Source organism: Rhodopseudomonas boonkerdii (assembly GCF_021184025.1).
GTDB classification, from domain to species: Bacteria; Pseudomonadota; Alphaproteobacteria; order Rhizobiales; family Xanthobacteraceae; genus Tardiphaga; species Tardiphaga boonkerdii.
Map to the genome: position 1 here is coordinate 1779411 of NZ_CP036537.1, position 24577 is coordinate 1803987.

The window sequence follows — 24577 nt, forward strand, 5'->3', positions numbered from 1 at the left end:
TCGGGCTTGTCGAGCACGATGCCGTCGAGATTGCTGGCGGGCGCGTTCATGAAGTTGATCCCGAGAGGTTGTGACAGGTCTTGAGGAAGTCGGCGAGCACGTCGTTGAACTCGCGCGGGCGTTCGAAACTGGCGAGATGGCCGACGCCTTGGAGCTCCACATAGGTCGCGCCGGGCACCATGGCCGCCATCTTCGCCATGGTCTTGGCCGGGGCATTGTTGTCCTTGGAGCCCGACAAGAGCAAAGTCGGCACCTTGATATCGGCGATCTCGTTGCGCAGGTTAAAGCCGATCATCGACTTCATCGACGCGCGATAGGTATCGGGCTTCACCGCGGCCATGCAGTCGCGTGCGAGGTCGAGGCCCTTCGGATCAGGATCGTCGCCGATAAGGCCGGCGACGAGCTTCGGCGCCATGCTCGCCATGGTCTCGCCGCGATCCAGCGGTCCGAGCCGGGCATCGATGAAGTTCTTCTGCCATTCGCCGTCGGAGCTGCCGAATACCGACGTCGTCTGGGCCAGTACGGCGGCGCTGGCGAGATCGGGATAGTCATGCAGGAAACGCTGCACGATCATGCCGCCGATGGAATGGCCGACCAGCACGGGCTTCCTGGCGCCCACCTGTGTCAGAAAGTCCTTCAGCGCGGCAGCAAAACCGGGAATGCTGGGCTCATCGAGCTGCTTCGATCCGCCATAACCCGGCGCATCCCAGCCAATGGTGAAATAGCGATCGCCGAACGTGTCGATCTGGTTGCGCCAGCCGCGGCCGGCACCGCCGATTCCATGCAGAAACACCAGCGGCGTCATCGACACATCGCCTTTGGCTTCATAGCCGAAACGGCCGTCCTTGGTTGTCAGGGCTTGTGAGTTCGGCACGTGGTGGCCTCCTGTACGATCGGACATGATGATCCTAGCATGACCCAGATATATGAAAAGCGATAGTTTTAGACTTAAAGGGTCTAAGCCTGCCTAGCGTCCGTGCAATGCAGCACCAATTTTCAGCGGTTTGATGTCGCGTGTGTTTTCCGCGATGCGGCACGTGAGATAAAGCGCGGGTGGTGGGCATCCTTCGAGACGCGGCCGATGACGGCCGCTCCTCAGAGTCTGATTGGAAATGCAGTCCGTAGTTTGGCGCTGCTGGTCGCCCAGGCGGAACGCGACACACCGCCCCTCATGGTGAGGAGGCGCGCAGCGCCGTCTCGAACCATGAGATGGCTTGGCTCGGCGCTCCTCGGCCATCCCTTGCGAATGGCTACGCCATTCGCCGGGAGACGCGCTACGCGGCTCCTCAGGATGAGGGGCGGAGACGCGAGATACTGAGTTGAACGCGGCATTGTCCCGAGCAAAAACAGTCGAAAAGCGCCTCAGACCGCTTTATGAGTCAGACACTCAGGATGAGGGAAGTGTATCGCACAATAGAAGACCCTCATGGTGAGGAGCCCGCGGAGCGGGCGTCTCGAACCATGCAGCCTGTGCTCTCTCTCTCTGCGCTTCGGTGGTGGCGCATTATCCGCCCTGCGAGGGGCTTGCCGGAAAATTCTTTAGGTTTAAAACAATCGCCAGACCGCGAGACAGGGAGTCCGCCATGCCCGACACGACTTTTCTCACCTGGCCTTTTTTTGAAGATCATCACCGCAAGCTGGCAGCCGATCTATCGCGCTGGGCTGCGGAGCATGTGAACGGCCTCGTCGATCATCACGACACCGATGGCTCCTGCCGCAGACTGGTGAAGGCGCTGGGTGAAGCCGGCTGGCTACGTGCTGCCGTGCCGGCCGCTTACGGCGGTCTCTACGAAAACTTCGACGTGCGTGCGCTGTGTCTGATCCGCGAGACGCTGGCCTATCAGAACGGCCTCGCCGATTTCGCCTTTGCCATGCAGGGTCTCGGCACCGGGCCGATCACGCTTTATGGCTCGGACGAGATCAAGCAACGCTATTTGCCGCGTGTCGCCAAGGGTGAAGCGATTGCTGCCTTCGCGCTGTCGGAGCCCGATGCCGGTTCGGACGTCGCAGCGATGAGCACGACGGCGGTGCCGGACGGTCCCGACCATGTGCGCATCAACGGTCTGAAGACGTGGATTTCCAATGGCGGCATCGCGGATCAATATGTGGTCTTCGTCCGCACGGGTGAAACGGGCGCCCGCGGCATCAGCGCCTTCGTGGTCGATGCCGACATGCCCGGCTTCGCCATTGACGGCCGCATCGATGTCATTGCGCCGCATCCGCTGGCGACATTGAAGTTCGAGGATTGCCGTGTTCCGGTGAAGAACCGCATCGGCAAGGACGGCGAGGGCTTTAAAGTCGCCATGGCGACTCTCGATGTATTCCGCTCCACTGTCGGGGCCGCCGCGCTCGGTCTCGGCCGTCGTGCGCTCGACGAAGGCCTGCATCGGTCGGTGACGCGAAAAATGTTCGGCCATACATTGGGCGATCTGCAGCTCACCCAGGCCGGTCTCGCGGAGATGGCAACCTCCATCGATGCCTCGGCGCTGCTGGTCTATCGCTCCGCCTGGACCAAGGATCGCGGCGTACCGCGTGTGACCCGCGAAGCCGCCATGGCCAAGATGTACGCGACCGAAGCCGCGCAGAGCGTGATCGACCGCGCCGTGCAGATCTTCGGCGGGCTCGGCGTGCAGTCGGGTGTCAAGGTCGAGGAACTCTATCGCGAAATCCGCGCGCTGCGTATCTATGAAGGCGCGACGGAAGTGCAGAAGGTCGTTATCGGCCGCGATCTGATCAAGTCGGCGCAGGCAGCTCAGTAACACACTCCAACTGGAATCCCCCGCGAAAGCGGGGGATTCCAGTTGATACTCACCGCAGAGAGCCACATGACCGCTGTCGTATACTGGATCGCCCGCTTTCGCGGGCGATGACATGCGGAGAGCGAAGCAAGATTAGGCCACTGCCGATTCCACCTCGCCGACCGGTACCACCGTCACCTCCGCTTTATAACCTGGCGCCGACGCCAGGAACCGCGCATAGGCATCCGCATCCGGCGGCAAGAACTTTTCCGCCAATGCGCCGCGACGTTTCATCGTCGCTCCCATATCGTCGAGCAATTCATCGAAATGCCTGAAGTGATAGGGCGCCACGCACAGCCCGCCATAAACGCCTGCCGCCGGGCGTTCCGTCCGCTTGAAGCGTAGCATCATATCCATATTGATCTGCATGTCCCTGGCTGTCGGCTGTTTCGCCAACTTGCCATCGGCATAGCGCACCAGCCAGTTAGCGGCCATCTCGGCCGTCAGCACCGAGCAGAAGCTCGAGTTAAAGCCGACGAAGCCCAACTCCGGCAGGTCGGGATTGGCGATCACGCGATAGAGACGATACTGCCCGTCGGGCTGGATCAGCCTGTCGCGATAAGCCCGCGGCAGAAACGGTACATCGAGCTTGAAGCCGATGGCGAGAACCGCGATATCGGCATCGACGCGCTGGCCGCCAGACATCACGACGGTCTTGCCGTCATAGTGATCGAACGTGCCGCGGATCGCCGTGATGCGGCCGTCGGCCACCATCGGAAAGAAGCCCGGCGTAGCGATCGGCACCGAACAGTTCACGCCGTCCTCGATACGGCCCTCCGGCACCATGTTGCACGCGCTGAGCTTGAGTTGGATCTTGAGCAGGCTTTCCAGCCCGCGCCAATGCGCCCAGACGAATGGTTTTGCGATGGCATGCTTGATGCGCGAAAGCGCGCTCAGTCCCCAGCCGGGAAACATCTCTTCCTGTGCACGGATATAGAGGATGCGCTTGAAGTTGATGAGGCCGCCGACAAAATAGGGGATGCGCCACACCGGTTCGCGATAGACGAAGGTGACGGCGCTGGCGCCGGCCTTCACCGAATGCACGGCGATATCGGTGGCGGATTTCGAGCCGCCGAGCACCACGATTTTCTTGCCTTTGACGCGCGACGGATCGGTATGTTCGGCCGAATGCAGGATTACGCCGCCGGCGGCCTTGAAGCCGTCCTCACCAGGGTGATGCAGTTCCTTGCGCTCGTTGAACTGACCGGTGCAGACGGCCACGAAATCGTAGCTCGTCTCGCTGGTGACGCCGGTGTTGTCGGTTGTCGTGAGCGTCCAGCCGGGCTGACCGTCATCGCGCCGCGCCATGCCGACGACCGTCGTTCTGAACTGCATCAGCGGCAGTAGACCATGGTTGTGAGCATAGTCGGTGAGATACGCATGAACCTGCGGTCCCTTCGGCCACTCGGGATAATTGGCCGGCATCGGCATGTCAGTGAAGCGATAGAGCTCCTTCGGACTCTGCGTCTGCACCTCCGGATAGGATCGTGCCGGCTCCCAGACGCCGCCGAGATCGCCGCTGCGTTCGACAATGGTGACCCGGTGGCCATGGCTCGCAAAGGCCTTGGCCGCCGCAAGACCGGCAATGCCGGCACCGATGACGCAGACGTTCTTTTGCATGACCATGATCGTGTCTCCTGTTGTCGAATTCGGGACGTGCGATCCCGCCCGCGCAAACGAATGCCTGCGCGATGGATCAGTGATTGAGCTGTGGAGCGACCGTTAGTCGTTGGCTTCCGGCGGGAGGAAGTCGACCTCGTGCTCGGCGGAAATACGCACGATCTCGGCAACGTCGGTGAGATTATCGAGCTTCTTGAACAGAGCCTCGAGCTTCGCCGCCGGCGACACCCAGAACAAAGCGCGGCACGGCTTGTCGGATTTGTTGAAATAGCCATGCGGAATGCCGCGTGGCATGCGCACGAGATCGCCGGCATGGGCGCGCACCCATTTACCGTCCAGCTTGAGGTCGAGCGTGCCTTCCTGCACCAGGATGAATTCCTCCTGGGTTGGATGGATATGCACCGGTACGAACTGGCCGGGATCGCTATTGGTCTCGAACGCAAAGGTCGAATCCGTCACGGCCTTGGGATAGTAGACCTGGCCCAGGATGTTCCAGGTTACGCCGCCATATCCGGTGCCGTTTTCGGTAATGCCCTTCTCAAGCTCTGCCATCGCTCGCTCCTCCATTGTCTCGCTGGGAAGATGCTGCGTCGGATGCAACGCCTTGGCTAGCCGCTTAACGAAATCCCTGTCCGGTTGACGAAATAATCGATTACCGGGATGTGCCGTTCTGCAGCAAATCTGCCCCTTGATTGTGCAGGGCGGCAAAAATTGCAGCGGCTGGGTTGCTTGTTCGGCGTACTGCGCGTTGACTAGTATCAATTCCCGACAGTGCGAGTGATCGGGCCATGATGACGGGTGGAACGGTTTCGATGAGCGGCAGCGCGGCGCCTGATCGGCTCGCGGCGTTCTCGCGCGTATGGACCGATGATGTCGACGAGGCTGCCGACGCCATTGGCCGTATTTTCTGTCCGCACGCGCTGACGCCGGTCGCGCGCACCGCACCGTACTTTCACGCCCGGCACAACAGCGCTGGCTTTGGTGACTTCTCGGTCAACTATGTCTCCTATGGCGGATCGGTGGACATCGATCCCGGCTGCCTCGACCGCTTTTTTCTGCTGCAGGTGCCGCTACGTGGCCGCGCCCGTGTGAACTGTGGCGGGGGCGTCGTCGATGCCGCACCGGAACGGACGGCATCGTTGCTGTCGCCGACGCTGCCGACGCGTATGGCTTGGCAGGACGACTGCGCCAAGTTGATCCTGCTGATGGATCGGCGCGTGGTCGAGCAGCGCGCCGCAGCGCTGGCGGAGCGCGGCGCGCGCGTCATCGAATTCGATCCTGAGATCGATCTGTCGTCATCCTTCGGTCGCGCCTTGCGCGCGCAGCTCGACTATCTCGTCGATCTCGCCGAGCATGCCGGGCCGGAGCAGGCGTTTTCTCCGACACTCACTGCCATGCTGCGCGAGGCGGCGCTGAGCCTGTTGCTCACCGGCCAGCGCCACAGCTTTACCGATGCCATCGCGCAGATGGATCTTCGCCCCGCGCCATTGCCTGGCGTGCTGCGCAAGGCTCGCCATTATCTTGAGGCCCATGCCGCCGAGCCACTCGATCTGGAGCGCATGGCGCGTGCCGCCGGCATCGGTATCCGCTCCCTGCAGCTCGGCTTCCAGCGGCACTTCGGCACCTCTATCTCACAGATGCTGCAGGACATCCGCCTGACGCATCTGCATGCGCGTCTCACCGCCGCCCAGCCTTGCGAGCGGGTGATCGATATCGCCTTCGATCTCGGTTTCACCCATCCGAGCCGCATGGCCAGCGCCTATCGCGCGCGCTTCGGCGAAAGCCCGTCGGACACGCTGCGGCGCGGCGGGTGATGTTGCCGCTTTTGGCGTCAGTGCGCTTTCTTGCAAAAGCTTGAAGTTTAAAATATATCCGGCAGGCGCATCCAAGCTGGAAGGCCTGCCATGTCCTTGTCTCGTTCCTCCCACGCTCTGGTCACCGGCGGCGGCCGCGGCATCGGCCGCGCGATTGCCGCTTCGCTGGTGCAGGCTGGCGCGACCGTCACCATTATGGGCCGCAATCGCGCCGTGCTCGACGAGGTGATTGCCGCGGGTGACGCTCATCATGCGCTGTCCGCCGATGTCTCCGATCAAGCCGCGATGCAGGCGGTCATAGCTGAAGCTGCGAACCGCCAGCCCATCGACATCCTCGTCGCCAATGCCGGTGCTGCCGAGTCCGCGCCTTTCCTCAAATCCGACGCCGCGTTGTTCCAATGTATGATGGATGTGAATTTCATGGGCGTCGTTCATGCGGTTCATGCCGTGCTGCCGGACATGGTCGCACGCAGGCAGGGCCGTATTATCGCCGTCGCGTCCACCGCCGGCCTCAAGGGCTACGGCTATGTCAGCGCCTATGTCGCTGCGAAACATGCCGTCATTGGCCTTGTGCGTTCGCTGGCGCTCGAAGTTGCGACGAAAAACGTCACCGTCAATGCGGTGTGCCCGGGTTTCACCGAAACCGATCTGCTCGAAGGCTCCATCGACAATATCATGAGCAAGACCGGTCGCACCCGCGAGCAGGCCATCGCCGAACTCGCGAAGCACAATCCACAGGGCCGTCTCGTGCAGCCCGCTGAAGTTGCTGATGCCGTGTTGTGGCTTTGCGGCGCGGGCGCGGGTTCCATCACCGGGCAGAGCATCGCCGTGGCCGGCGGCGAGGTGTAGGCTCGGATCAACGAGATAAACGAATATCAGGGAGACGTCATGACCGCACTCGTCAAGAACACCATCGCCAATCCCGTCACGCTGCCGCTGACAAGCTATAGGCCCGAGCATTTTCTGCTCAGCGTGGATGGCAGCGTCGCGACGGTGACACTCAATCGCCCTGACAAGAAGAACCCGCTGACCTTCCAGAGCTACCGAGAACTCACCGATTTCTTCCGCGCCTGCGCTTTCGATGATCAGGTCACCACCATCGTCGTCACCGGCGCCGGCGGCAATTTCTCGTCGGGCGGCGACGTGTTCGAGATCATCGGCCCGCTGATCGAGATGAACACCAAGGATCTCACCGCGTTCACGCGCATGACCGGCGATCTCGTCAAGGCCATGCGCGCCTGCCCGCAGCCGATCGTCGCCGCCGTCGAAGGCATCTGCGCCGGCGCCGGCGCGATCATGGCGATGGCATCCGACATGCGCCTCGCCGCCACCGGCGCCAAGGTCGGCTTCCTGTTCAACAAGGTCGGCCTCGCCGGCTGCGACATGGGGGCCTGCGCAATCCTGCCGCGCATCATCGGTCAGGCGCGTGCCTCGGAGCTGCTTTATACCGGCCGTTTCATGGGGGCGGAGGAGGGCGAGCGCTGGGGCTTCTTCAGCCGCATCGTCGCGCCGGAGGAGGTGCTGGCCCAGGCCCAGGCGCTGGCGAAATCGATCTCCGAAGGCCCGACCTATGCCAACACCATGACCAAGCGGATGCTATCGATGGAATGGGCGATGTCGGTGGAAGAAGCCATCGAGGCCGAAGCCGTGGCCCAGGCGCTGTGCATGACCACCGAGGATTTCTCGCGCGCCTATCATGCGTTTGCGAACAAGCAGAAGCCGAAATTCGAGGGAAATTGAGGCCTTGCGGTCGTCACTGCGAGGAGCGTAGCGACGAAGCAATCCAGCTCCCGGCTTTCTGGATTGCTTCGCCCAAACGAATTGCTTCGCAATTCGTCAGGGAGCGCAATGACGACGGACATGACCTTTTGATAGGCATCAAGGCCTGCGGATTGCCGGTTTGTCGGGCTTGCCAGAAATTACTTTAGGTTTAAAATATTTCCCATCAGTCACGACTGCGGAGGCGGACATGAAGATCGCGATCATCGGGGGCGGGCCGGCTGGTCTCTATTCTGCAATCCTGCTCAAGAAGCAGCGGCCGCAAGCTGACATCACGGTCTATGAGCGCAACCGTGCCGACGACACGTTCGGCTTCGGTGTCGTGTTCTCCGATACCACGCTCGACACCTTCGAGAAGCACGATCTTCCCAGCTATCAGCGCATCACCCAGGAGTTCGCCTACTGGGATGATATCGCCATCCACTTCCGCGGCACCCGGCACCGCATTGGCGGAAACGGTTTCTGCGGCTGTTCGCGCCGCACGCTGCTCCTGATCCTGCAGGATCGTGCGCGCGAGCTTGGGGTCCATCTGATCTTCGAAGCCGACATCACGGATGAAACGCGTTTCGCCGATTGCGATCTCGTTCTCCTTGCAGACGGGATCAACAGCCATTTTCGCAACAAGTATGTTGAGCACTTCTCGCCTGAGATCGATTGGCGCACCAACAAGTTTGCATGGATGGGCTCGACCAAGCCGCTCGATGCCTTCACCTTCCTGTTCCAGGACACCGAGTGGGGTCCCTTCATCGCCCATGCCTATCAGTATGAAGTCGGCCACTCGACCTGGATTTTCGAGACCGATGCCGAGACCTTCAAGCGCGCGGGCCTCGAAGGCCTTGGCGAACAGGAGTCCGCCGATCGCATGCATGCGATCTTCAAGGACTTTCTCGGCGACCACAAGCTGCTGATCAACCGTTCTATGTGGCGCAATTTTCCGATGATGCGCAACAAGCGCTGGGTGAAGGACAATATGGTCCTGCTCGGCGACGCCAAGGCGACCGCGCATTTCTCCATCGGCTCCGGCACCAAGCTGGCGATGGAAGACGCCATCGCACTCGCCGATGCCATGGCGAAGGCACCGACGGTGGAAGCCGCCTTGCTCGCCTATGAAACCGGCCGCCGCGAGGAGGTGGAAAAGATCCAGCATTCCGCTGACGTTTCGCTGGTCTGGTTTGAACACGTCGATCGGTTCTGGGATTTCGACCCCGTGCAATTTGCATTCGGCGTGATGACGCGTTCCAAGGCGATCACCTATGACAATCTCGCCATGCGCGCGCCGGATTTCGTCAGGCAGGTGGACAAGGTGTTTGCCAAGCAGGTGCGGGCAGCCGGCTTCGATGTCGATGTCGAAAAGCCGGAAGTGCCGATGTTCCAACCGTTCAAAATGCGTGACATGGTGCTCGCCAATCGCACCGTCGTGTCGCCGATGTGTATGTACTCGGCCAAGGACGGCATGCCGAACGACTTTCATCTCGTCCATTATGGCGCGCGTGCCATGGGCGGTGCCGGTCTCGTCTTCACCGAGATGGTCTGTGTCGGCAAGGATGCCCGTATCACGCCCGGTTGCGCCGGCATCTGGACCGACGAGCAGGAAGCGCAGTGGAAGCGCATTGTCGATTTCGTGCACGGCAATTCGGCGGCCAAGATCTGCCTGCAGCTCGGCCATGCCGGGCGCAAGGGAGCCAGCAAGCTGATGTGGGAGGGCATGGACCGTCCGCTCAAGGAAGGGGCATGGGACATAGTTTCCGCGTCGCCGCTGCCTTATTTCCCGGACAGCCAGATCCCGGCTGAACTCGACCGCGCCGGTATGGACCGCATCAAGCAGGAATTCGTGGAAGCCACGATCCGCGGCGATCGCGCCGGCTTCGACATGCTGGAGATGCACACCGCGCACGGCTATCTGCTCGCAAGCTTCCTGTCGCCGCTCACCAACCACCGCACCGACGACTATGGCGGCCCGCTGGAGAACCGCCTGCGCTTTCCGCTCGAAGTCTTCCACGCCATGCGTGAGGCCTGGCCGAAGCACAAGCCGATGTCGGTGCGCATCTCGGCGACCGACTGGGCGGAAGGCGGTAACACCGGCGATGACGCCGTGGAGATCGCGCGTGCTTTCGCCGAGGCCGGCGTCGATCTCGCCGATGTCTCGACCGGCCAGACGGTGAAGGAATCGCGCCCGATTTATGGCCGCATGTTCCAGACGCCATATTCCGATCAGGTCCGCAACGAGGCCCATGTCGCGACCATGTGCGTCGGCAACATCACCACGGCGGATCAGGTGAATACGATTTTGGCCGCGGGCCGTGCCGATCTAGTCGCACTCGGCCGTCCGCATCTGACGGACCCGTCCTTCACCATCAAGGCTGCGGCCTGGTATGGCGCCAAGGATGCCTATGCGCCGCCGCAATATATGCCCGGCAAGGACCAGATCTTCCGCAACAGCGTGCGTGACAGACAGGATTTCGACGACCTGAAAATTAAGGCTAAGCCGAAAACCCGCGCCGAAATGCGTGCCGAAGCGGCAAAGTCGCTTGCCGCCGAATGATTGGGCATGCGACGTTAACCGGTACTTGTAGGATGGATTTCGCTGCGGCGCGATGCGCCTGCGCTCTACCCATCCTACGATCTGAGTGTGGAGAGTGTGATGAAAGCGATCATCGTTGGCGGCGGCATCGGCGGTTTGACCACGGCATTGATGCTGCGGGCCCGTGGCATTTCATGCGAGCTGTTCGAGCAGGCGGACACGATCCGCGAGCTCGGCGTCGGCATCAACACGCTGACCCACGCGATCCGCGAACTCACCGGCCTCGGCTTGCTCGACAGGCTCGATGCCGTCGCGATCCGCACCGACGAACTGCATTATCTCAACCGTCACGGCCAGGAAGTCTGGCGCGAGAAACGCGGCTATGGCGCCGGCTTCGACGTGCCGCAATTCTCGATCCATCGTGGCCGTTTGCAAAGTGTGATCCACCACGCGGTGGAAGAGCGTCTCGGCACCGAAGCGATCCACACCGGCTGCAAGCTCGGTTATTTCACGCAAGATGAAGGCGGCGTCACTGCCTATTTCTTCGATCGCAACAACAACCATGTCGAGACCGCGCGTGGCGATATCCTGATTGGCGCCGACGGCATTCACTCCAAGGTGCGCGCGACGCTCTTCCCGAATGAGGGCGGTCCGATCTGGAACGGTCTGATGCTGTGGCGCGGTGCGCGCGACTGGCCATCCTTTCTCACCGGCAATTCGATGATCGTGGCCGGCGGCCTGCATGCCAAGGTGGTGGTCTATCCGATCGCCGAGGGCGACACTCCTGGCAATCGCCTGACCAACTGGGCCGTACTGGTGAAGACCGGCGAGGGCGGCTCGCTGCCGCCGCGCCGCGAAGATTGGTCCCGGCCGGGCAAGCGCGAAGAGCTGATGCCCCATGTGGCACGCTTCAAGGTGCCGCACATCGATGTGCCCGCGCTGATATCAGCGACACCGGAATTCTGGGAATATCCCTGCTGTGACCGCGACCCCTTGCCATACTGGTCGAGCGGCCGCGTGACGCTGCTTGGGGACGCCGCGCATCCGATGTATCCGGTTGGCTCCAACGGAGCCTCGCAGGCGATCCTCGATGCCCGCGCGCTGGCGGACTCGCTGGCCCATGCGGAGCATCCGCGTCAGGCGTTGATGGCCTATGAGCGCAAGCGTCTGCCGATGACGGCGGAAATCGTGCGTGCCAATCGCCGCGGCGGGCCGGAAGGTGTCATCGATGCGGTCGAGCAGATCGCGCCGGACGGCTTCGACAATATCGACAACGTGCTGAGCTATGCGCAGCGCGAGGCCATCGTGAAGGGCTACGCGCACAAAGCGGGCTTCGGCGCGCAGCCGGGATTGCAGGTGGTGAACGGCTGATCTTTCTTGCTCCCTCTCCCGCGAGCGCAGGGCTATCCCATATGGTTGCCGAAAGGAGCCTGCGGCCATCCTTCGAGACGCGGCCGAAGACGGCCGCTCCTCAGGATGAGGGGAGAGTATGGTGGCGCCGTCGAAGACCCTCATGGTGAGGAGCCCGCGAAGCGGGCGTCTCGAACCATGCAGGCCGAGCACCATCCTCACCCATATGTGATAGCCATGCCACGCAAGCGGGGATAAGTCTCACGCTCCCGGAGGCGGCGGCAGGAAGTGGATGTTGTAGGTCGCAGCCAGCGCCACCACGTCCTCGGGCTTCTGCTCCTTCATGTTGTGGATCGCCCAGAACAGGTCATAGAGCCGGCGGCTTGGCGACACCCAGAACAGCACTTTCGCAGTCTGGTCCGACTTGTTGAAAATTCCGTGCGGAATGCCGCGCTCGAGGCGCACCAGATCGCCGGGCGTGGCCGAGGTCTCGTTGCCGCCGAGGAAGAAGTCGAGCTTGCCTTCGAGGATGTAGAGATACTCGTCCTGATCCGGATGGATATGCGGCGGCACGAAGGTGCCGGGCGGGAAGGTGGCGTGCCATGAGAACGAATCCTCGGTGCAGTTCTTCGGCACATAGGTCTGGCCGAGGATGCTCCAGGTGATGCCCTGCATGCCCTCATTGGCACGGGTGATGCCGGCGGATTCGGTTTTTGTCATGCTCATTTCCTTTCATTCAAAAACGCAGAATGACGTTTGTGGTTATCAAACATGAAGAAAGCGATCCTTCACCGTGGGATCGCTCTTCAATTGCTCGGATGTCCCCGTCCACACCACGCGGCCTTTCTCGATCACCACATGACGATCTGCAAACGCCGCGAGCGCATCGACATTCTTGTCGATCACCAGAATGGACTGCTTCTCCGCCTTCAGCTTCTTCAGGCAATTCCAGATCTCGAGCCGGATCAGCGGCGCGAGGCCTTCGGTGGCTTCATCGAGAATGAGCAGTTTTGGATTGGTCATCAACGCGCGGCCCACAGCGAGCATCTGCTGTTCGCCGCCCGAAAGCTGCGTGCCGAGATTGCTGCGTCGTTCCTTCAGGCGCGGGAAGAGGCCGTAGATCTTGTCCAGCGTCCAGCGCGCGGGCGGATGCCGCACGGCGGCGGTGGCGATCAGGTTTTCCTCGACGGTCAGCGTAGGGAAAATCTGCCGGCCCTCCGGAACGAGGCCGATGCCCGCCTGCGCGATGCGATAGGAAGGCTGGCCGGCCATCGGCTTATTGTCGAAGGTGATGGTGCCGCCGGTCGGATGCAGCAGGCCCATGATGGCATTGATGGTCGTCGTCTTGCCCATGCCGTTGCGGCCGAGCAGGGTCACGACCTCGCCGGCGTTGATGTGCAGCGAGATATCGAACAGCACCTTTGCTGCGCCATAGGCGGCCTGCAGATTGGATACGGCGAGCATCAGGCGGCCTCCTCGCCGAGATAGGCGGCGCGCACCTCCGCATTGTCCCTGATATCCTGCGGCTTGCCACAGGCGATGATGCGGCCATAGACCAGCACCGAGACACGGTCGGCGAGTGCGAACACTGCATCCATGTCGTGTTCGATCAGGATGATCGGCAGCTCCTTGCGCAGCTCCTGCAGGATGTTGATCAGCCGCTGCGATTCATCGTGGCTGGTGCCGGCGAGCGGTTCGTCGAGCAGCAACAGTTTCGGCTTCGCCGCGAGCGCGATGGCGATTTCGAGCTGACGCTTCTCACCATGCGACATCTGCCCGGCCGGTACGTGCGCCCGCGCGCCAAGGCCGAAGCGGGTGAGCAGGCCCATTGCGATGTCGTTGAGTTCTTTTTCGCCCGCCGCATTGCCAAGGAACCGAAAGCTCGATCCGTCGCGCGCCTGCGCGGCGATCGCGACATTCTCCAGTGCCGAGAAGCGCGGCAGGATCGATGTGATCTGGAACGAGCGCACGAGGCCGCGCTGGGCACGCGCTGCCATCGGCAGCGGTACCATGTCCTCGCCATTGAAGATGATACGGCCTGAGTCCGGCTTTGCATGACCCGAGATCTGGTGGATCAGCGTGGTCTTGCCGGCGCCATTGGGGCCGATGATGGCATGCAGCTCACCGGGCCTGACGTCGAAGGTGACGTCGTCGGTCACGCGTAGCGCGCCATAGTTCTTGGTCAGATTCTGCAGCTGAAGGAGGGCGCTCATGATTTGCCTCCGAGCAGGCTCTGGATGCCGCCGCGGGCGAACAGCACCACGAGGATCAGGATCGGGCCAAAAATCATCGCCCAGTTTTCGGTGTAATGCGACAGCACGTCGGCGAGGATCGTGAAGGCTGCCGCGCCCAGAATCGCGCCATGCAGCGAGCCGAGGCCGCCGAGCACCAGCACGAAGATCAGTTCGCCAGACCGTTGCCAGGCCGTATAGGCCGGGCTGACGAATTCGGTCTGGTTGGCAAGCAGGAAACCGGAAATGCCGGCAATCAGGCCGGCGATCACATAGGCCGTGAGCTGATAGCGATAGGGCGCAAAGCCGATCGCCTCCATACGCACCGGATTTTCGCGGATGCCGCGCAGCACGCGGCCGAAGCGCGAGGCGACCACGGCGCGCAACAGGATATAGAATCCGAGCAGCGTGCCGAAGGCGACGTAATACATCGCCAGATCGTTCTTGAGAAACCTGCTGCCGAAGAAGGTGCTGCGCGCAGCGAGCGTGAGACCGTCGTCGCCGCCATAGGCCGCGAGCGAGGTGGTGAGGAAGAACAGCATCTGACCGAAGGCCAGCGTGATCATGATGAAATAGACACCCTTCGTGCGCAGCGAGATTGCGCCGGTGACGAGCGCGAAGACGATCGAGGTCCCGATCACGGCCGCGAGCTGGACGAAGCCATCGGTGATGCCGTGGCTTGCCAGGATTGCGACGCTGTAGGCACCGAGGCCGATAAAGGCGGCATGGCCGAACGAGATCATCGCGCCATAGCCGATCAACAGATCGAGCGACATGGCGCCGAGAGCGAGGATCATAATGCGGGTTACGACGGCCAGCACGTAGCTCTGCGGTCCCAGCAGGAGTGTCAGCGGCACCAGCGCGAAAATCGCAAAGATGAGCATGGGCAGGATCAACGCGCGACCCATGCGGGGCGGCGCCGCAACGGCGGGGGCGGCGTCGAGATTGACGAGATTGTTCATCGGGCGCTCCCGTTACTTCTTGGCCGGGAACAGGCCGGAAGGCCGGAAGAACAGCACGGCAGCCATCAGGATATAGATCAGCATCGGCGCCACCGCGCGGCCGGTCTGGCTCGCGGCGGAGGGATCGAGCAACGCGCGCAGCAACGTCGGCGCGAAGAAGCGGCCGAGCGTATCGACAAGGCCGATCAGGAGTGCCGCGATGAAGGCGCCGCGGATCGAGCCGATGCCGCCGATCACGATGACCACGAAAGCGAGGATCAGCACATTGTCGCCCATGCCGGGTTCGACCGAGAGGATGGGCGCGATCATGGCGCCGGCAAAGCCCGCCAGCATGGCGCCGACGCCGAACACGATGGTGAAGAGCAGGCGGATATTGACGCCAAGCGCGGAGACCATCGGCGCATTGCTGGCGCCGGCGCGCACCAGCATGCCAAGCTTGGTCTTGTTGACCACGATATAGAGCGCGAGGCCGACCAACAGGCCGACGGCGATGATGACGAGACGCCAGACCGGATAAAGCAGTCCGTCGGCGATCTCGACGGCACCCGACAGCGCGTCGGGAATCGGCACATTCAGCGGCGCCGCGCCCCAGATATATTTGACGGCCTGGTTGAGGAAGATGATGACGCCGAAGGTGGCCAGCACCTGATCGAGATGGTCGCGGTCATAGAGATGCCTGAAGATCAGCAGCTCCAGTACCAGCCCGAAGATCAGCGCGGCGGGCAACGCCAGCGCGAGGCCGGTGAAGAAACTGCCCGTCATGGCCGTGAAGGCGGCGACGAAGTAGGCGCCCACCATATATTGAACCCCGTGGGCGAGGTTGATGAAGTCCATCACGCCGAACACCAGCGTGAGACCGGCGGCGATCAGGAATAGGATCAGCCCGAATTGCAGGCCGTTGAGAACCTGGACGAGGGCGAGGGTCAAAGTCATGCAGCTGGGTACCGAGATCTAACAGGTCGAAAGATTAGCAGCGACGCTCCCTAACCTCTCCCCGCATCTTGCGCGGGGAGAGGTCGTCCGGCGTAGCGTAGCGAAGCCGGGCGGGTGAGGGGCGTGGCACGATCGTCGTATCAAACTCGGGATGAGCGGGTGGATAAACCCCTCACCCTGACCCTCTCCCCGCAAGGGCGGGGAGAGGGGACACTGCTGTCCAAGCCTTATTGCGCGGCGCAGTCCTTCGCGTAACGGTCGGCGTAATTCGAAAACACCTTTTCGGCGATCTCGGTCTGGAACTTGCCGTCGGCGCGCTTGGCGACCTTGGTCAGGTAGAAGTCCTGGATCGGATAGCCGTTATTGCTGAACTTGAAGCTGCCGCGGATCGAAGGGAAATCGGCCTTCTTCAGCGCCGCCGCCACCTTGGTCTTGTCGGAGAGGTCGCCCTTCAGCGCGGTCACGGCGCTGTTGATCAACAGCGCGGCATCATAAGCCTGAAAGGCATAGGTGGCCGGCACGCTGTTATAGGCCTTTTCATACTCCGCCACGAACTTCTTGTTGGCCGCATTATCGAGATTCGGCGCCCAGTTCGAGCCGCCGAACATGCCGATGGCTGCATCCTGCTGCGCCGGCAGCGTCGATTCATCAACGGTGAAGGTGGAAAGGAACGGGATGCGGTCGAGCAGGCCCGCCTGCTTGTACTGCTTGACGAGATTCACGCCCATGCCGCCCGGCATGAAGGTGAGCACGGCGTCCGGCTTCATCGATGCGATCTTCGACAGCTCGGCCTGGAAGTCGAGCGTGCCGAGCGGCATGTAGCTCTCCTCGACGATCTCGCCCTTGAAGTCCATCTTCACGCCGGCCACGAAATCCTTGCCGGCCTGATAGTTCGGCGTGATCAGATAAATCTTCTTGTAGCCGCGCTTCTGCGCAACGTTACCTAGGATCTGGTGGATCTGATCGTTCTGATACGACGTCACATAGAAATACGGATTGCACTCTTTCCCCGCATAGCTGGACGGGCCGGCGTTCGGCGAAATCAGGAAGGTCTTGTTCTCGGTGACCGGCTTGTGGATCGCCTGCAGGATGTTGGAGAAGATCGGGCCGACCACGAAATCGACCTTGTCGCGCTCCAGCAGGCCCTTGACTTTGGTGACGGCGACATCGGGCTTCAATTCGTCATCGACGACGACGACCTCGACATCCTTGCCGCCCATCTTGCCGCCGAGATCCTTGACCGCGAGGTTGAAGCCGTCTCTCGCCTGCTGGCCGAGCACGGCGCCGGCGCCGGACAGCGACACGATCACGCCGACCTTGATCTTCTCTTGAGCCGCCGCACTTTGGGACAATACCGACATGGCGGTCGCGCCCATCAATGCGGCAAATCCTGCCAGTTTGAGATGCTTCTTCATCAACGTCCTCCTCCGATCGGCGGCGACAGGCGGCCGATTAAACGTGTCAACCCAACCGAGTTGTGTTCTTTTGCCCGCAGCTTAAGCTGAGCGCGGCAGCTGCCGCAAGCAATGTTGCTCAGTCTTTGGGCGCAAACACGCGATGCCGTGGACTATGCAAGGGGCAGGCCAATTTACTTGAAGCTTAAAGAATTATTTGAAATCAAGGATCGGTGGACCTGCGGCGTTTTGGCTTGCGGTTGTGTGAAAATTGCTTGAAGGTCAAAAGATCGCAGTTGCAGCATGACGTTTGTGGATGGACGGCGGCAATATCCGCTGCCGGGCGACCGGACTGGTAAGATTGCATCATGATTCTCGACTCCGAGACCAAGGCTGTCGAACTTCCCGAAGATCACGGTGACGAGCTGCGGCTCTGGCTGCGTCTTCTGACCTGCACCACTTTGATCGAGGGCGAGGTGCGCAGTCGTCTGCGCGAGCGCTTCGATGTCACCCTGCCGCGTTTCGATCTGATGGCGCAGCTCGACAAGGTGCCTGACGGCATGACCCTGTCGGATGTCTCCAAGCGCATGATGGTGTCGAATGGCAATGTGACGGGCCTCGTCGAACGTCTCGTCGAATCCGGCCATGTCGATCGCCGCACCTCGGACACCGACCGCCGTGTTCAGGTCATCCGCTTGACAAAACTCGGTCGTGCTGAATTTCGCCGCATGGCGGAGGAGCACGAGACCTGGATCGCCGAGATATTTACGGACCTGACGCCGAAGGATGTGCGCGAGTTGATGCGCCTGCTCGCCAAGACCAAGGCCTCTGCACAAAAGGCAGCCCAGAAAGCCAGCGACAAAGCACCTTAATTCCGATGCTCGATCTCGAAGCCGAATACAACAACCGGGCCCGTGTGCCCGAAAGCGGCGAGCTCATCGCCGGCTGGGCGCGCGATGCAAAAGCGTATCGTGCACAGGGCCACGCGCCGCAGGTCATCCCTTATGGCGCGGGCGCGCGCAACACGATCGATTATTTCACCGCGGCCGATGACAAGGGGCCGATTGTGCTCTTCATCCATGGCGGCTACTGGCAGGCGCTTGATGCCTCCTTCTTCAGCCACCTGTCGCGCGGGTTGACCACCCATGGCATCAGCGTCGCGATGCCGAGCTACGATCTCTGCCCGCAGGTTTCCGTCGCCGACATCGTCGCGCAGATCCGGGCCGCCGTGTGCCAACTCGCGAAGTTCGGCCGGCCGCTGGTGATCTCCGGCCATTCCGCCGGGGGGCATCTGGCCGCCTGCATGCTGGCAACCGACTGGAAATCCGTCGATCCCGCATTGCCCAACAACACGGTGACTGCGGCTTACGCCATTTCCGGTCTGTTCGATCTGCCGCCGCTGGTAGCAACCTCCATCAACAAGGCGCTGCAGATGGACGAGGCCAGCGCCCGCGCGGCCAGCCCGCTGTTCGGTCCTGTACCGACCCATGGCAGCCTCGATGCGGTCGTCGGCGGCGAAGAGAGCGCGGAGTATTTCCGCCAGAGCCGCAGCATCGTGGAGGCCTGGGGCGAGGCGATCCCGACGCGTTATGACTCGGTTCCCGGCGCCAATCATTTCACGGCGATCGCGCCGCTGGCCGATGCGGCATCGTCGATGGTGCTGCGGTTGAAGGCGCTAACGGGGCTGTAGGTCGTTTCGCTGTAGCACCTGCGGCCATCCTTCGAGACGCCACTGCGCGGCTCCTCAGGATGAGGGCTGGGGTGTGTTGGCGCTGTAGAGGTCCCTCATGGTGAGGAGCCCGCATCGCGGGCGTCTCGAACCATGCAGGCCGAGCACTCTCCCCACGCTTCAGCTTCCAAGCCCCCTCAGATTACTCCTTAAGCCGTCTGCCCAAACTATCCGCTTCAATCCCGGTGCCTCGCCAAAAATTTCAGCGTGCCCCCAATTTCCGCAGTTGCGCCGATATGTTTTAAGTCTAAAATGATTTCCAACGACGCCTCGACGCGTCCGGACGCAGGAGCATGTCATGGCCGCTGCCGATACACAGACGGGGAAGCGTTACACCGCGCATGTGGACACCTTCGCGTGGGACAACATGCCGCCGGCCGATCAGTTGCCGGAATTCACCTTCACGCGTCCCGAATTTCATTATCCCGATCGCATTAATTGCGTGGTGCCGTTCCTCGATCGCTGGGTCAACGAGGGGCGCGGCGATGCGATCTGCATGATCGGTCCTGACGCGAGCTACACCTACCGCCAGCTTTATGAGCTGGTGAACAAGATCAGCAACGTGCTGGTGGGCAAGCTCGGCCTCGTGCCCGGCGGCCGGGTGCTGCTGCGTTCTGCCAACAATCCGATGATGGTCGCTGCCTATCTCGCTATCATCAAGGCTGGCGGCGTCTGTGTCGCCACCATGCCGCTGCTGCGTGCGAAGGAGCTGATCTATCCGATTCAGAAGGCGAAGATCTCGATCGCGTTGTGCGATGGCAAACTGTCCGATGAACTCGACAAGGCCGTCGCCAGCGCGCCCGAAATGAGGCGTGTGGTCTATTGGGGCACCGGCAAGGATGACTCCTTGGAAGCGCTGGTCGCCGATGCGAGTCCTGAATTCAAGGCCATCGATACCGCAGCGGACGACATCTGCCTGATCGCCTTCACCTCGGGCACGACGGGCGATCCGAAAGGCACCATGCATTTCCATCGCGACATGCTCGCGGTGTGCGACGGCTTCGCCCGCAACGTGCTGCGTGCCTCGCCGGATGATCGTTTCATCGGTTCGGCGCCGCTCGCTTTCACTTTTGGCTTCGGCGGTGTGCTGTTCCCGCTGCATATCGGCGCGTCTTTCGTCGTGCCGGAAAAATCCACGCCGGACGATCTCGCGCTTGAGATCGCCAGGCACAAGGTCACGGTCTGCTTCACCGCGCCGACCGCCTATCGCGCCATTCTCGGCAAGATTGAGAAGTACGACCTGTCGTCGCTGCGCAAATGCGTGTCGGCCGGCGAGACGTTGCCGAAAGGCACCTTCGACGCCTGGTACAAGGCGACCGGCATCAAGCTGATGGACGGCATCGGCGGCACCGAGATGCTGCACATCTTCATCTGCGCCATCGAGGAAGAGATTCGCCCAGGCTCCACCGGCAAGCCGGTGCCGGGCTATGAAGCCAAGATCGTCGATGACAACGGTCATGACGTGATGCCCGGCACCATGGGCCGTCTCGCGGTCCGCGGTCCGACCGGCTGCAAATACATGGCCGATCCGCGCCAGACCAAATATGTCCAGAACGGCTGGAACCTGACCGGCGATACATTCGTGATGGATGAGGACGGCTACTTCTGGTACCAGTCCCGCTCCGACGACATGATCGTCTCGTCCGGCTACAACATTGCCGGTCCCGATGTCGAAGCTGCATTGCTTACCCATGATGCGGTAGCGGAAGCCGGTGTGGTCGGTTGTCCGGATCCCGATCGCGGTATGATCGTGAAAGCCTATGTCGTTCTGGCGGCGGGGCATGCGGCGAGCGATGCGCTGGTGGCGGAGTTGCAGAACCACGTCAAACGTGAGATTGCGCCGTACAAATATCCGCGCGCGATTGAATTCGTGCAGCAATTGCCGAAGACCCAGACGGGCAAGCTGCAGCGCTTTGCGCTGCGCAAGCTGGCTGCAGAGACGGCATCCGTCGCCGCGGCCTGAACGAAGACTTGAATTGAGGAGTATGCCCGGTGACGTCACCAAAGGGGCCGACATTGACCGTGGTGCCAGGCGCGAAGGCTGACAGCATGCTTTCGGGCGTGCGCACGCTGCAGCCGTCAGGCTGGCCGAAGCCGAAGGGCTACGCCAATGGCATGACCGCTGACGGCCGCATCGTCGTGACCGGTGGCGTGATCGGCTGGGATGCCGAAGAAAAGCTGCACCCGGACTTCGTCGGCCAGGTCCGCCAGGCGCTGCAGAATATCAAGGACATCCTCATCGAAGGTGGTGCAAGACCCGAACATCTGGTGCGGCTTACCTGGTATGTCGTCGATATCGAAGAATATATGGGCAGCCTGAAGGAGCTCGGAAAAGCGTATCGCGACGTGTTCGGCGCGCATTATCCGGCGATGGCTCTGGTGCAGGTGGTGCGGCTGGTGGAGCGCGCCGCGCGCGTGGAGATCGAAGCCACCGCAATCGTGCCGCGCTGAATTTGTATGCTCGTAGGGCGGATTAGGCGAAGCCGTAATCCGCCATTCTTCGCCACATGCAATCGGCACGCGATTACGCAGAGTTTATCATCGGGCGCTCATCCGCCCTACGGCCACGCGTCTTTCGCTGTCGTTGCCCGGCTCGACCGGGCAACCCAGTAGACACTGGCCGCGCGGCTCGAGCCGCACGGCCGGTGTCTACTGGATCCCCGCTTTCACGAGAATGACAGGTTGCGCGTCGCGCAAGTATTGTTCTTCCTTTGTTCTTGACAATATTCCTCTCCTGTCCCATCCTCCATCCCGTCCCGCCTCACTGAGAGGGGTGGTTCGCGATCGTCACGATCTGCGAGGTGGGATGCGGTGACGCTCTTAGGCGTCAGGCGGGGAAGGGCGTGACAGGGCGGTGCCGAGAGGTGCTGTGAGTTGCGATCCGGAAGCGCTGATGACGACGCCGCGAGCGCCGGCCAAGTCGTGCCGTCCCGTGCCTCAGAGGCACGAAGGTGGAGGGTTCTCAGGTCAACCGGCCTTGAGAAACACACTCAACCGAGGGTGACCAGTCAGCACCCGGGAGAGCACGAAGCAACCGGAAGCACCATCGCGCGCGGAACGCTGGGCACTTGCCTGGGGTCTCCGGAAGTCCTGGGCGCATTCCATGCGGACGACCGCATCAAGCGCACAGGCCATGGGTGCTTTGGGCACCCGGCGTTCCGTGCGCCCTCTTTTAAGGAGAGGGTGAAAGGAATGCTCACACCTCGGGCGCGCAAGCGCCGCGAGAACGGGATCGCATGGGTTCAGGACATCACGGGGCTGTTTGACATTCGCATAGCAGCGACGCGCCGAGAGTAGTTCTCCCTCTCAAGCGGGAGAGGAGACACTGCTGCCACTGCCTCTCACTTCGTCGCCGCAAATTCCGTCGGGCTCTTCCCCGTCACTTGCCGGAACGCATGCGAAAACGCCGGAAAGCTCGCATAGCCCAAATCCGACGCCAGTTGCTTCATTGAGACATTGCCGTTTACCGACAGCCGCTCGATCGCCGCGGCGATGCGCGCGCGCTGGCACCAGCTCTTGAAGCTGAGTTGCGTCTCCGCCGAAAACAGACGCGACAGCGTGCGGGTTGAGGTCCCGACCATCTGCGCCAATGTTTCGATCTCGTAATTGCGTGTGGGATCGGCGAGCACGATTTCCGCCGCGCGGCGGCTGCGCGGCTCCTGCGGCAGCGGCATGAAGGTGGTGGGATCGCTGGCCTGTTGCAATTCCAGCAGCGCCAGCCGGATCAACAGGTCCATGCGCCCGGCATCGTTGCGCCCGTCGAACAGCGCGAGAATAGCTTCATGCAACAGGCGCGACACGCGAACGACGAACTCGGACGCAAGCGCGGCGTTGCGGTCCTGCGCCAGCCGTTCGGTGTTGAAATAGAGTGAGCGCATCTCGATGTCAGCGAGCACGTCGATGGCGTGCGGCAGCTGCGCCGGCACCCACACCGCCCGGTCCGGCGGCACCAGCCAGCGCCCTTTTGGCGTTGTCACCTGCATGGTGCCGGCCGCGGCATACACGAGCTGGGCTTCGCGATGGGCGTGGGTGTCGAGGCGGGTGCCCTTGGGATAGCGGGTCGCCAGCATATGGGTGCCATCGTCCGTGGACCGGCTGCGGTCCGGGAGCGGCAGAATTGGCGTTTCCACGATAGTCATTGGCGACATCCCGATGTGCTCAATGCTTATAACGGCATCACAGGTCACCTTGGAAATCGATTCATGAATTCACCAGCCCGCGTCATCACTCTCGTCAACGTTGCCCATTTCATCGATCACTATGCGATGCTGATCTTCGCAGCTGCGGTGCTGGTCATGGGGTCGTCCATGAACATGACCTATACGGAACTGCTGCCTTATGCGACGCCGGGCTTCATCGCGTTCGGCGCGGGATCGCTGTTCACCGGTTGGTTCGGCGATCGCTGGAGCCGTCGTCACATGATGGTGATCTTCTTTCACGGCATCGGCCTGTCGATGATCGCTGTCGGCTTGGTGCAGACGCCACTGCAGCTCGGCGTGGCCCTGTTCGCGGTCGGTCTATTCGCCTCGATCTATCATCCCGTCGGTACCGCCATGATCGTCTCTTATGCCGACAAGCTCGGCCGCGAGATGGGCATCAACGGCGTGTTCGGCAATTTCGGCGTGGCGTCGTCGGCGCTGATCACCGGCGCGATCGGTCAGTTTCTCGGCTGGCGCTGGGCCTTCATCATTCCCGGCATCCTCACCATCGCTGCCGGCGTCGTTTTCATGATGCAGGTCGCGCATGAGGATCGCTCCGGCTTCAAGCAGGCCGCCGCGCAGGCGCGCGTGGCGAAGTCCGACATGTGGCGTGTCATCGTCGCGCTGTTGGTGACGGTGGTCGCGATCTCCACGGTGTTCAACGCCATCACCATCGCCTTGCCGAAGCTGTTTGCGGAAAGGCTTTCGGAATTGACGCACAACCCGGCTACACTCGGCGTTATCGCTGCGGGCGTCTATGTGTTCGGTGCGCTGACGCAGTACAATATCGGCTGGCTGATCGATCGCTATTCGCTGAAAGCCGTCTGCCTGCCGCTGTCGCTGCTGCTCGCGCCGTTCCTGTATTTCGCGGCGACCATGTCGAATGTCTCCCTGATTCTCGTGGCCATCGGCGTCATCGTCGGGCTGTTCGGCCAGGTCACCGTCAACGAGACCATCGTCGGCAAATACACCGCGGAGGAATGGCGCTCGCGGGCCTATGCGGTGCGTTATTTCGTCGGTTTCACAGCTGCCGGCGCATCGGTTGGCCTGGTTGCATGGCTCTACGAACTCGGCGGCTTCATGCTGATGTTGCATGCCTTCGCGGGTCTGTCGGTGCTGGTCATCATCGCTTCCCTGATCCTGCCTCCGGAACTGCCGACGGAGACATCCGCATAACTGCTCTCGACTCTGTCCGGCATGGTGCCTTGACGAGAAAGATACAGGCCGGCGGGAAGCCGGCCTTATTC

21 protein-coding genes are annotated in these 24577 nt (G+C 61.8%); 11 read left to right on the forward strand and 10 right to left on the reverse strand.

What is annotated here, in order from left to right:
- Positions 1-46: 46 nt before the first annotated feature.
- Positions 47-901: an alpha/beta fold hydrolase gene (locus tag E0H22_RS08310; RefSeq protein WP_233025191.1), complete on the reverse strand. Its 855-nt coding sequence runs from the start codon at positions 899-901 to the stop codon at positions 47-49.
- Positions 902-1583: 682 nt separating this feature from the next.
- On the opposite strand from E0H22_RS08310, the gene E0H22_RS08315 reads away from it, so the two are divergent.
- Positions 1584-2759: an acyl-CoA dehydrogenase family protein gene (locus E0H22_RS08315; RefSeq protein ID WP_233025192.1), complete on the forward strand. Its 1176-nt coding sequence runs from the start codon at positions 1584-1586 to the stop codon at positions 2757-2759.
- Positions 2760-2891: 132 nt separating this feature from the next.
- Here E0H22_RS08315 and E0H22_RS08320 read toward each other — a convergent pair whose 3' ends face one another.
- Together E0H22_RS08320 and E0H22_RS08325 are read right to left on the reverse strand one after the other, a co-directional pair.
- On the reverse strand, positions 2892-4424 hold the full coding sequence (locus E0H22_RS08320) for a flavin-containing monooxygenase (protein WP_233025193.1): 1533 nt from the start codon (positions 4422-4424) through the stop codon (positions 2892-2894).
- A 96-nt stretch (positions 4425-4520) separates the two neighbouring features.
- Positions 4521-4970, reverse strand: coding sequence for a cupin domain-containing protein (locus tag E0H22_RS08325; protein ID WP_233025194.1), 450 nt, complete (start codon positions 4968-4970; stop codon positions 4521-4523).
- Between the two features lie 260 nt (positions 4971-5230).
- Here E0H22_RS08325 and E0H22_RS08330 point away from each other — a divergent pair, with 260 nt between their 5' ends.
- The 5 genes from E0H22_RS08330 (at position 5231) to E0H22_RS08350 (ending at position 11903) form a co-directional block, all read left to right on the forward strand.
- Positions 5231-6232 carry an AraC family transcriptional regulator gene (locus E0H22_RS08330; protein WP_233025195.1) on the forward strand — a complete coding sequence of 334 codons (1002 nt, stop codon included), beginning with the start codon at positions 5231-5233 and terminating at the stop codon, positions 6230-6232.
- A gap of 90 nt (positions 6233-6322) precedes the next feature.
- On the forward strand, positions 6323-7081 hold the full coding sequence (locus E0H22_RS08335; RefSeq protein ID WP_233025196.1) for an SDR family NAD(P)-dependent oxidoreductase: 759 nt from the start codon (positions 6323-6325) through the stop codon (positions 7079-7081).
- A gap of 39 nt (positions 7082-7120) precedes the next feature.
- Positions 7121-7972, forward strand: a complete 852-nt coding sequence (locus E0H22_RS08340; protein ID WP_233025197.1) for an enoyl-CoA hydratase family protein — start codon at positions 7121-7123, stop codon at positions 7970-7972.
- Positions 7973-8201: 229 nt separating this feature from the next.
- A complete protein-coding gene (locus E0H22_RS08345) occupies positions 8202-10553 on the forward strand; it encodes a bifunctional salicylyl-CoA 5-hydroxylase/oxidoreductase (RefSeq protein ID WP_233025198.1) in 2352 nt (783 codons plus the stop codon).
- A gap of 99 nt (positions 10554-10652) precedes the next feature.
- Complete coding sequence (locus E0H22_RS08350) at positions 10653-11903, forward strand: flavin-dependent oxidoreductase (protein ID WP_233025199.1); 1251 nt, start codon at positions 10653-10655, stop codon at positions 11901-11903.
- A 240-nt stretch (positions 11904-12143) separates the two neighbouring features.
- Here E0H22_RS08350 and E0H22_RS08355 read toward each other — a convergent pair whose 3' ends face one another.
- From E0H22_RS08355 to E0H22_RS08380, 6 genes are all read right to left on the reverse strand, one after another.
- A complete protein-coding gene (locus tag E0H22_RS08355) occupies positions 12144-12602 on the reverse strand; it encodes a cupin domain-containing protein (protein WP_233025200.1) in 459 nt (152 codons plus the stop codon).
- A 45-nt stretch (positions 12603-12647) separates the two neighbouring features.
- On the reverse strand, positions 12648-13346 hold the full coding sequence (locus E0H22_RS08360) for an ABC transporter ATP-binding protein (RefSeq protein ID WP_233025201.1): 699 nt from the start codon (positions 13344-13346) through the stop codon (positions 12648-12650).
- Entirely contained in the window at positions 13346-14095 is a 750-nt protein-coding gene (locus tag E0H22_RS08365) for an ABC transporter ATP-binding protein (RefSeq protein WP_233025202.1), read from the reverse strand. The genes E0H22_RS08360 and E0H22_RS08365 overlap by 1 nt, the downstream gene beginning before the upstream one ends.
- The gene (locus E0H22_RS08370; protein ID WP_233025203.1) at positions 14092-15075 is read right to left on the reverse strand and encodes a branched-chain amino acid ABC transporter permease; all 984 of its coding nucleotides are present in this window, start codon (positions 15073-15075) and stop codon (positions 14092-14094) included. Before E0H22_RS08370 ends, E0H22_RS08365 begins: the two co-directional genes overlap by 4 nt.
- Positions 15076-15087: 12 nt before the next feature.
- A complete protein-coding gene (locus tag E0H22_RS08375; protein WP_233025204.1) occupies positions 15088-16008 on the reverse strand; it encodes a branched-chain amino acid ABC transporter permease in 921 nt (306 codons plus the stop codon).
- 227 nt (positions 16009-16235) lie between these two features.
- Entirely contained in the window at positions 16236-17423 is a 1188-nt protein-coding gene (locus tag E0H22_RS08380) for an ABC transporter substrate-binding protein (RefSeq protein ID WP_233025205.1), read from the reverse strand.
- Positions 17424-17770: 347 nt separating this feature from the next.
- On the opposite strand from E0H22_RS08380, the gene E0H22_RS08385 reads away from it, so the two are divergent.
- The 4 genes from E0H22_RS08385 (at position 17771) to E0H22_RS08400 (ending at position 21582) form a co-directional block, all read left to right on the forward strand.
- Complete coding sequence (locus E0H22_RS08385) at positions 17771-18274, forward strand: MarR family winged helix-turn-helix transcriptional regulator (RefSeq protein WP_233025206.1); 504 nt, start codon at positions 17771-17773, stop codon at positions 18272-18274.
- 5 nt (positions 18275-18279) lie between these two features.
- Positions 18280-19092, forward strand: a complete 813-nt coding sequence (locus tag E0H22_RS08390) for an alpha/beta hydrolase (protein ID WP_233025207.1) — start codon at positions 18280-18282, stop codon at positions 19090-19092.
- Between the two features lie 337 nt (positions 19093-19429).
- A complete protein-coding gene (locus tag E0H22_RS08395; RefSeq protein WP_233025208.1) occupies positions 19430-21094 on the forward strand; it encodes a benzoate-CoA ligase family protein in 1665 nt (554 codons plus the stop codon).
- Between the two features lie 86 nt (positions 21095-21180).
- On the forward strand, positions 21181-21582 hold the full coding sequence (locus E0H22_RS08400; protein WP_430715267.1) for a RidA family protein: 402 nt from the start codon (positions 21181-21183) through the stop codon (positions 21580-21582).
- 890 nt (positions 21583-22472) lie between these two features.
- Here the strand turns inward: E0H22_RS08400 and E0H22_RS08405 are convergent.
- Positions 22473-23270, reverse strand: a complete 798-nt coding sequence (locus tag E0H22_RS08405; protein WP_233025210.1) for an AraC family transcriptional regulator — start codon at positions 23268-23270, stop codon at positions 22473-22475.
- Between the two features lie 63 nt (positions 23271-23333).
- Between E0H22_RS08405 and E0H22_RS08410 the strand changes: the two genes are divergently transcribed.
- Positions 23334-24506 carry an MFS transporter gene (locus E0H22_RS08410; protein ID WP_233025211.1) on the forward strand — a complete coding sequence of 391 codons (1173 nt, stop codon included), beginning with the start codon at positions 23334-23336 and terminating at the stop codon, positions 24504-24506.
- Positions 24507-24577: the final 71 nt, after the last annotated feature.

Coding starts and splice junctions, on each gene's coding strand:
- E0H22_RS08310 (WP_233025191.1), bottom strand. CDS start 901: ATGTCCGATCGTACAGGAGGCCACCACGTGCCGAACTCACAAGCCCTG.
- E0H22_RS08315 (WP_233025192.1), top strand. CDS start 1,584: ATGCCCGACACGACTTTTCTCACCTGGCCTTTTTTTGAAGATCATCAC.
- E0H22_RS08320 (WP_233025193.1), bottom strand. CDS start 4,424: ATGGTCATGCAAAAGAACGTCTGCGTCATCGGTGCCGGCATTGCCGGT.
- E0H22_RS08325 (WP_233025194.1), bottom strand. CDS start 4,970: ATGGCAGAGCTTGAGAAGGGCATTACCGAAAACGGCACCGGATATGGC.
- E0H22_RS08330 (WP_233025195.1), top strand. CDS start 5,231: ATGAGCGGCAGCGCGGCGCCTGATCGGCTCGCGGCGTTCTCGCGCGTA.
- E0H22_RS08335 (WP_233025196.1), top strand. CDS start 6,323: ATGTCCTTGTCTCGTTCCTCCCACGCTCTGGTCACCGGCGGCGGCCGC.
- E0H22_RS08340 (WP_233025197.1), top strand. CDS start 7,121: ATGACCGCACTCGTCAAGAACACCATCGCCAATCCCGTCACGCTGCCG.
- E0H22_RS08345 (WP_233025198.1), top strand. CDS start 8,202: ATGAAGATCGCGATCATCGGGGGCGGGCCGGCTGGTCTCTATTCTGCA.
- E0H22_RS08350 (WP_233025199.1), top strand. CDS start 10,653: ATGAAAGCGATCATCGTTGGCGGCGGCATCGGCGGTTTGACCACGGCA.
- E0H22_RS08355 (WP_233025200.1), bottom strand. CDS start 12,602: ATGACAAAAACCGAATCCGCCGGCATCACCCGTGCCAATGAGGGCATG.
- E0H22_RS08360 (WP_233025201.1), bottom strand. CDS start 13,346: ATGCTCGCCGTATCCAATCTGCAGGCCGCCTATGGCGCAGCAAAGGTG.
- E0H22_RS08365 (WP_233025202.1), bottom strand. CDS start 14,095: ATGAGCGCCCTCCTTCAGCTGCAGAATCTGACCAAGAACTATGGCGCG.
- E0H22_RS08370 (WP_233025203.1), bottom strand. CDS start 15,075: ATGAACAATCTCGTCAATCTCGACGCCGCCCCCGCCGTTGCGGCGCCG.
- E0H22_RS08375 (WP_233025204.1), bottom strand. CDS start 16,008: ATGACTTTGACCCTCGCCCTCGTCCAGGTTCTCAACGGCCTGCAATTC.
- E0H22_RS08380 (WP_233025205.1), bottom strand. CDS start 17,423: ATGAAGAAGCATCTCAAACTGGCAGGATTTGCCGCATTGATGGGCGCG.
- E0H22_RS08385 (WP_233025206.1), top strand. CDS start 17,771: ATGATTCTCGACTCCGAGACCAAGGCTGTCGAACTTCCCGAAGATCAC.
- E0H22_RS08390 (WP_233025207.1), top strand. CDS start 18,280: ATGCTCGATCTCGAAGCCGAATACAACAACCGGGCCCGTGTGCCCGAA.
- E0H22_RS08395 (WP_233025208.1), top strand. CDS start 19,430: ATGGCCGCTGCCGATACACAGACGGGGAAGCGTTACACCGCGCATGTG.
- E0H22_RS08400 (WP_430715267.1), top strand. CDS start 21,181: ATGCTTTCGGGCGTGCGCACGCTGCAGCCGTCAGGCTGGCCGAAGCCG.
- E0H22_RS08405 (WP_233025210.1), bottom strand. CDS start 23,270: ATGACTATCGTGGAAACGCCAATTCTGCCGCTCCCGGACCGCAGCCGG.
- E0H22_RS08410 (WP_233025211.1), top strand. CDS start 23,334: ATGAATTCACCAGCCCGCGTCATCACTCTCGTCAACGTTGCCCATTTC.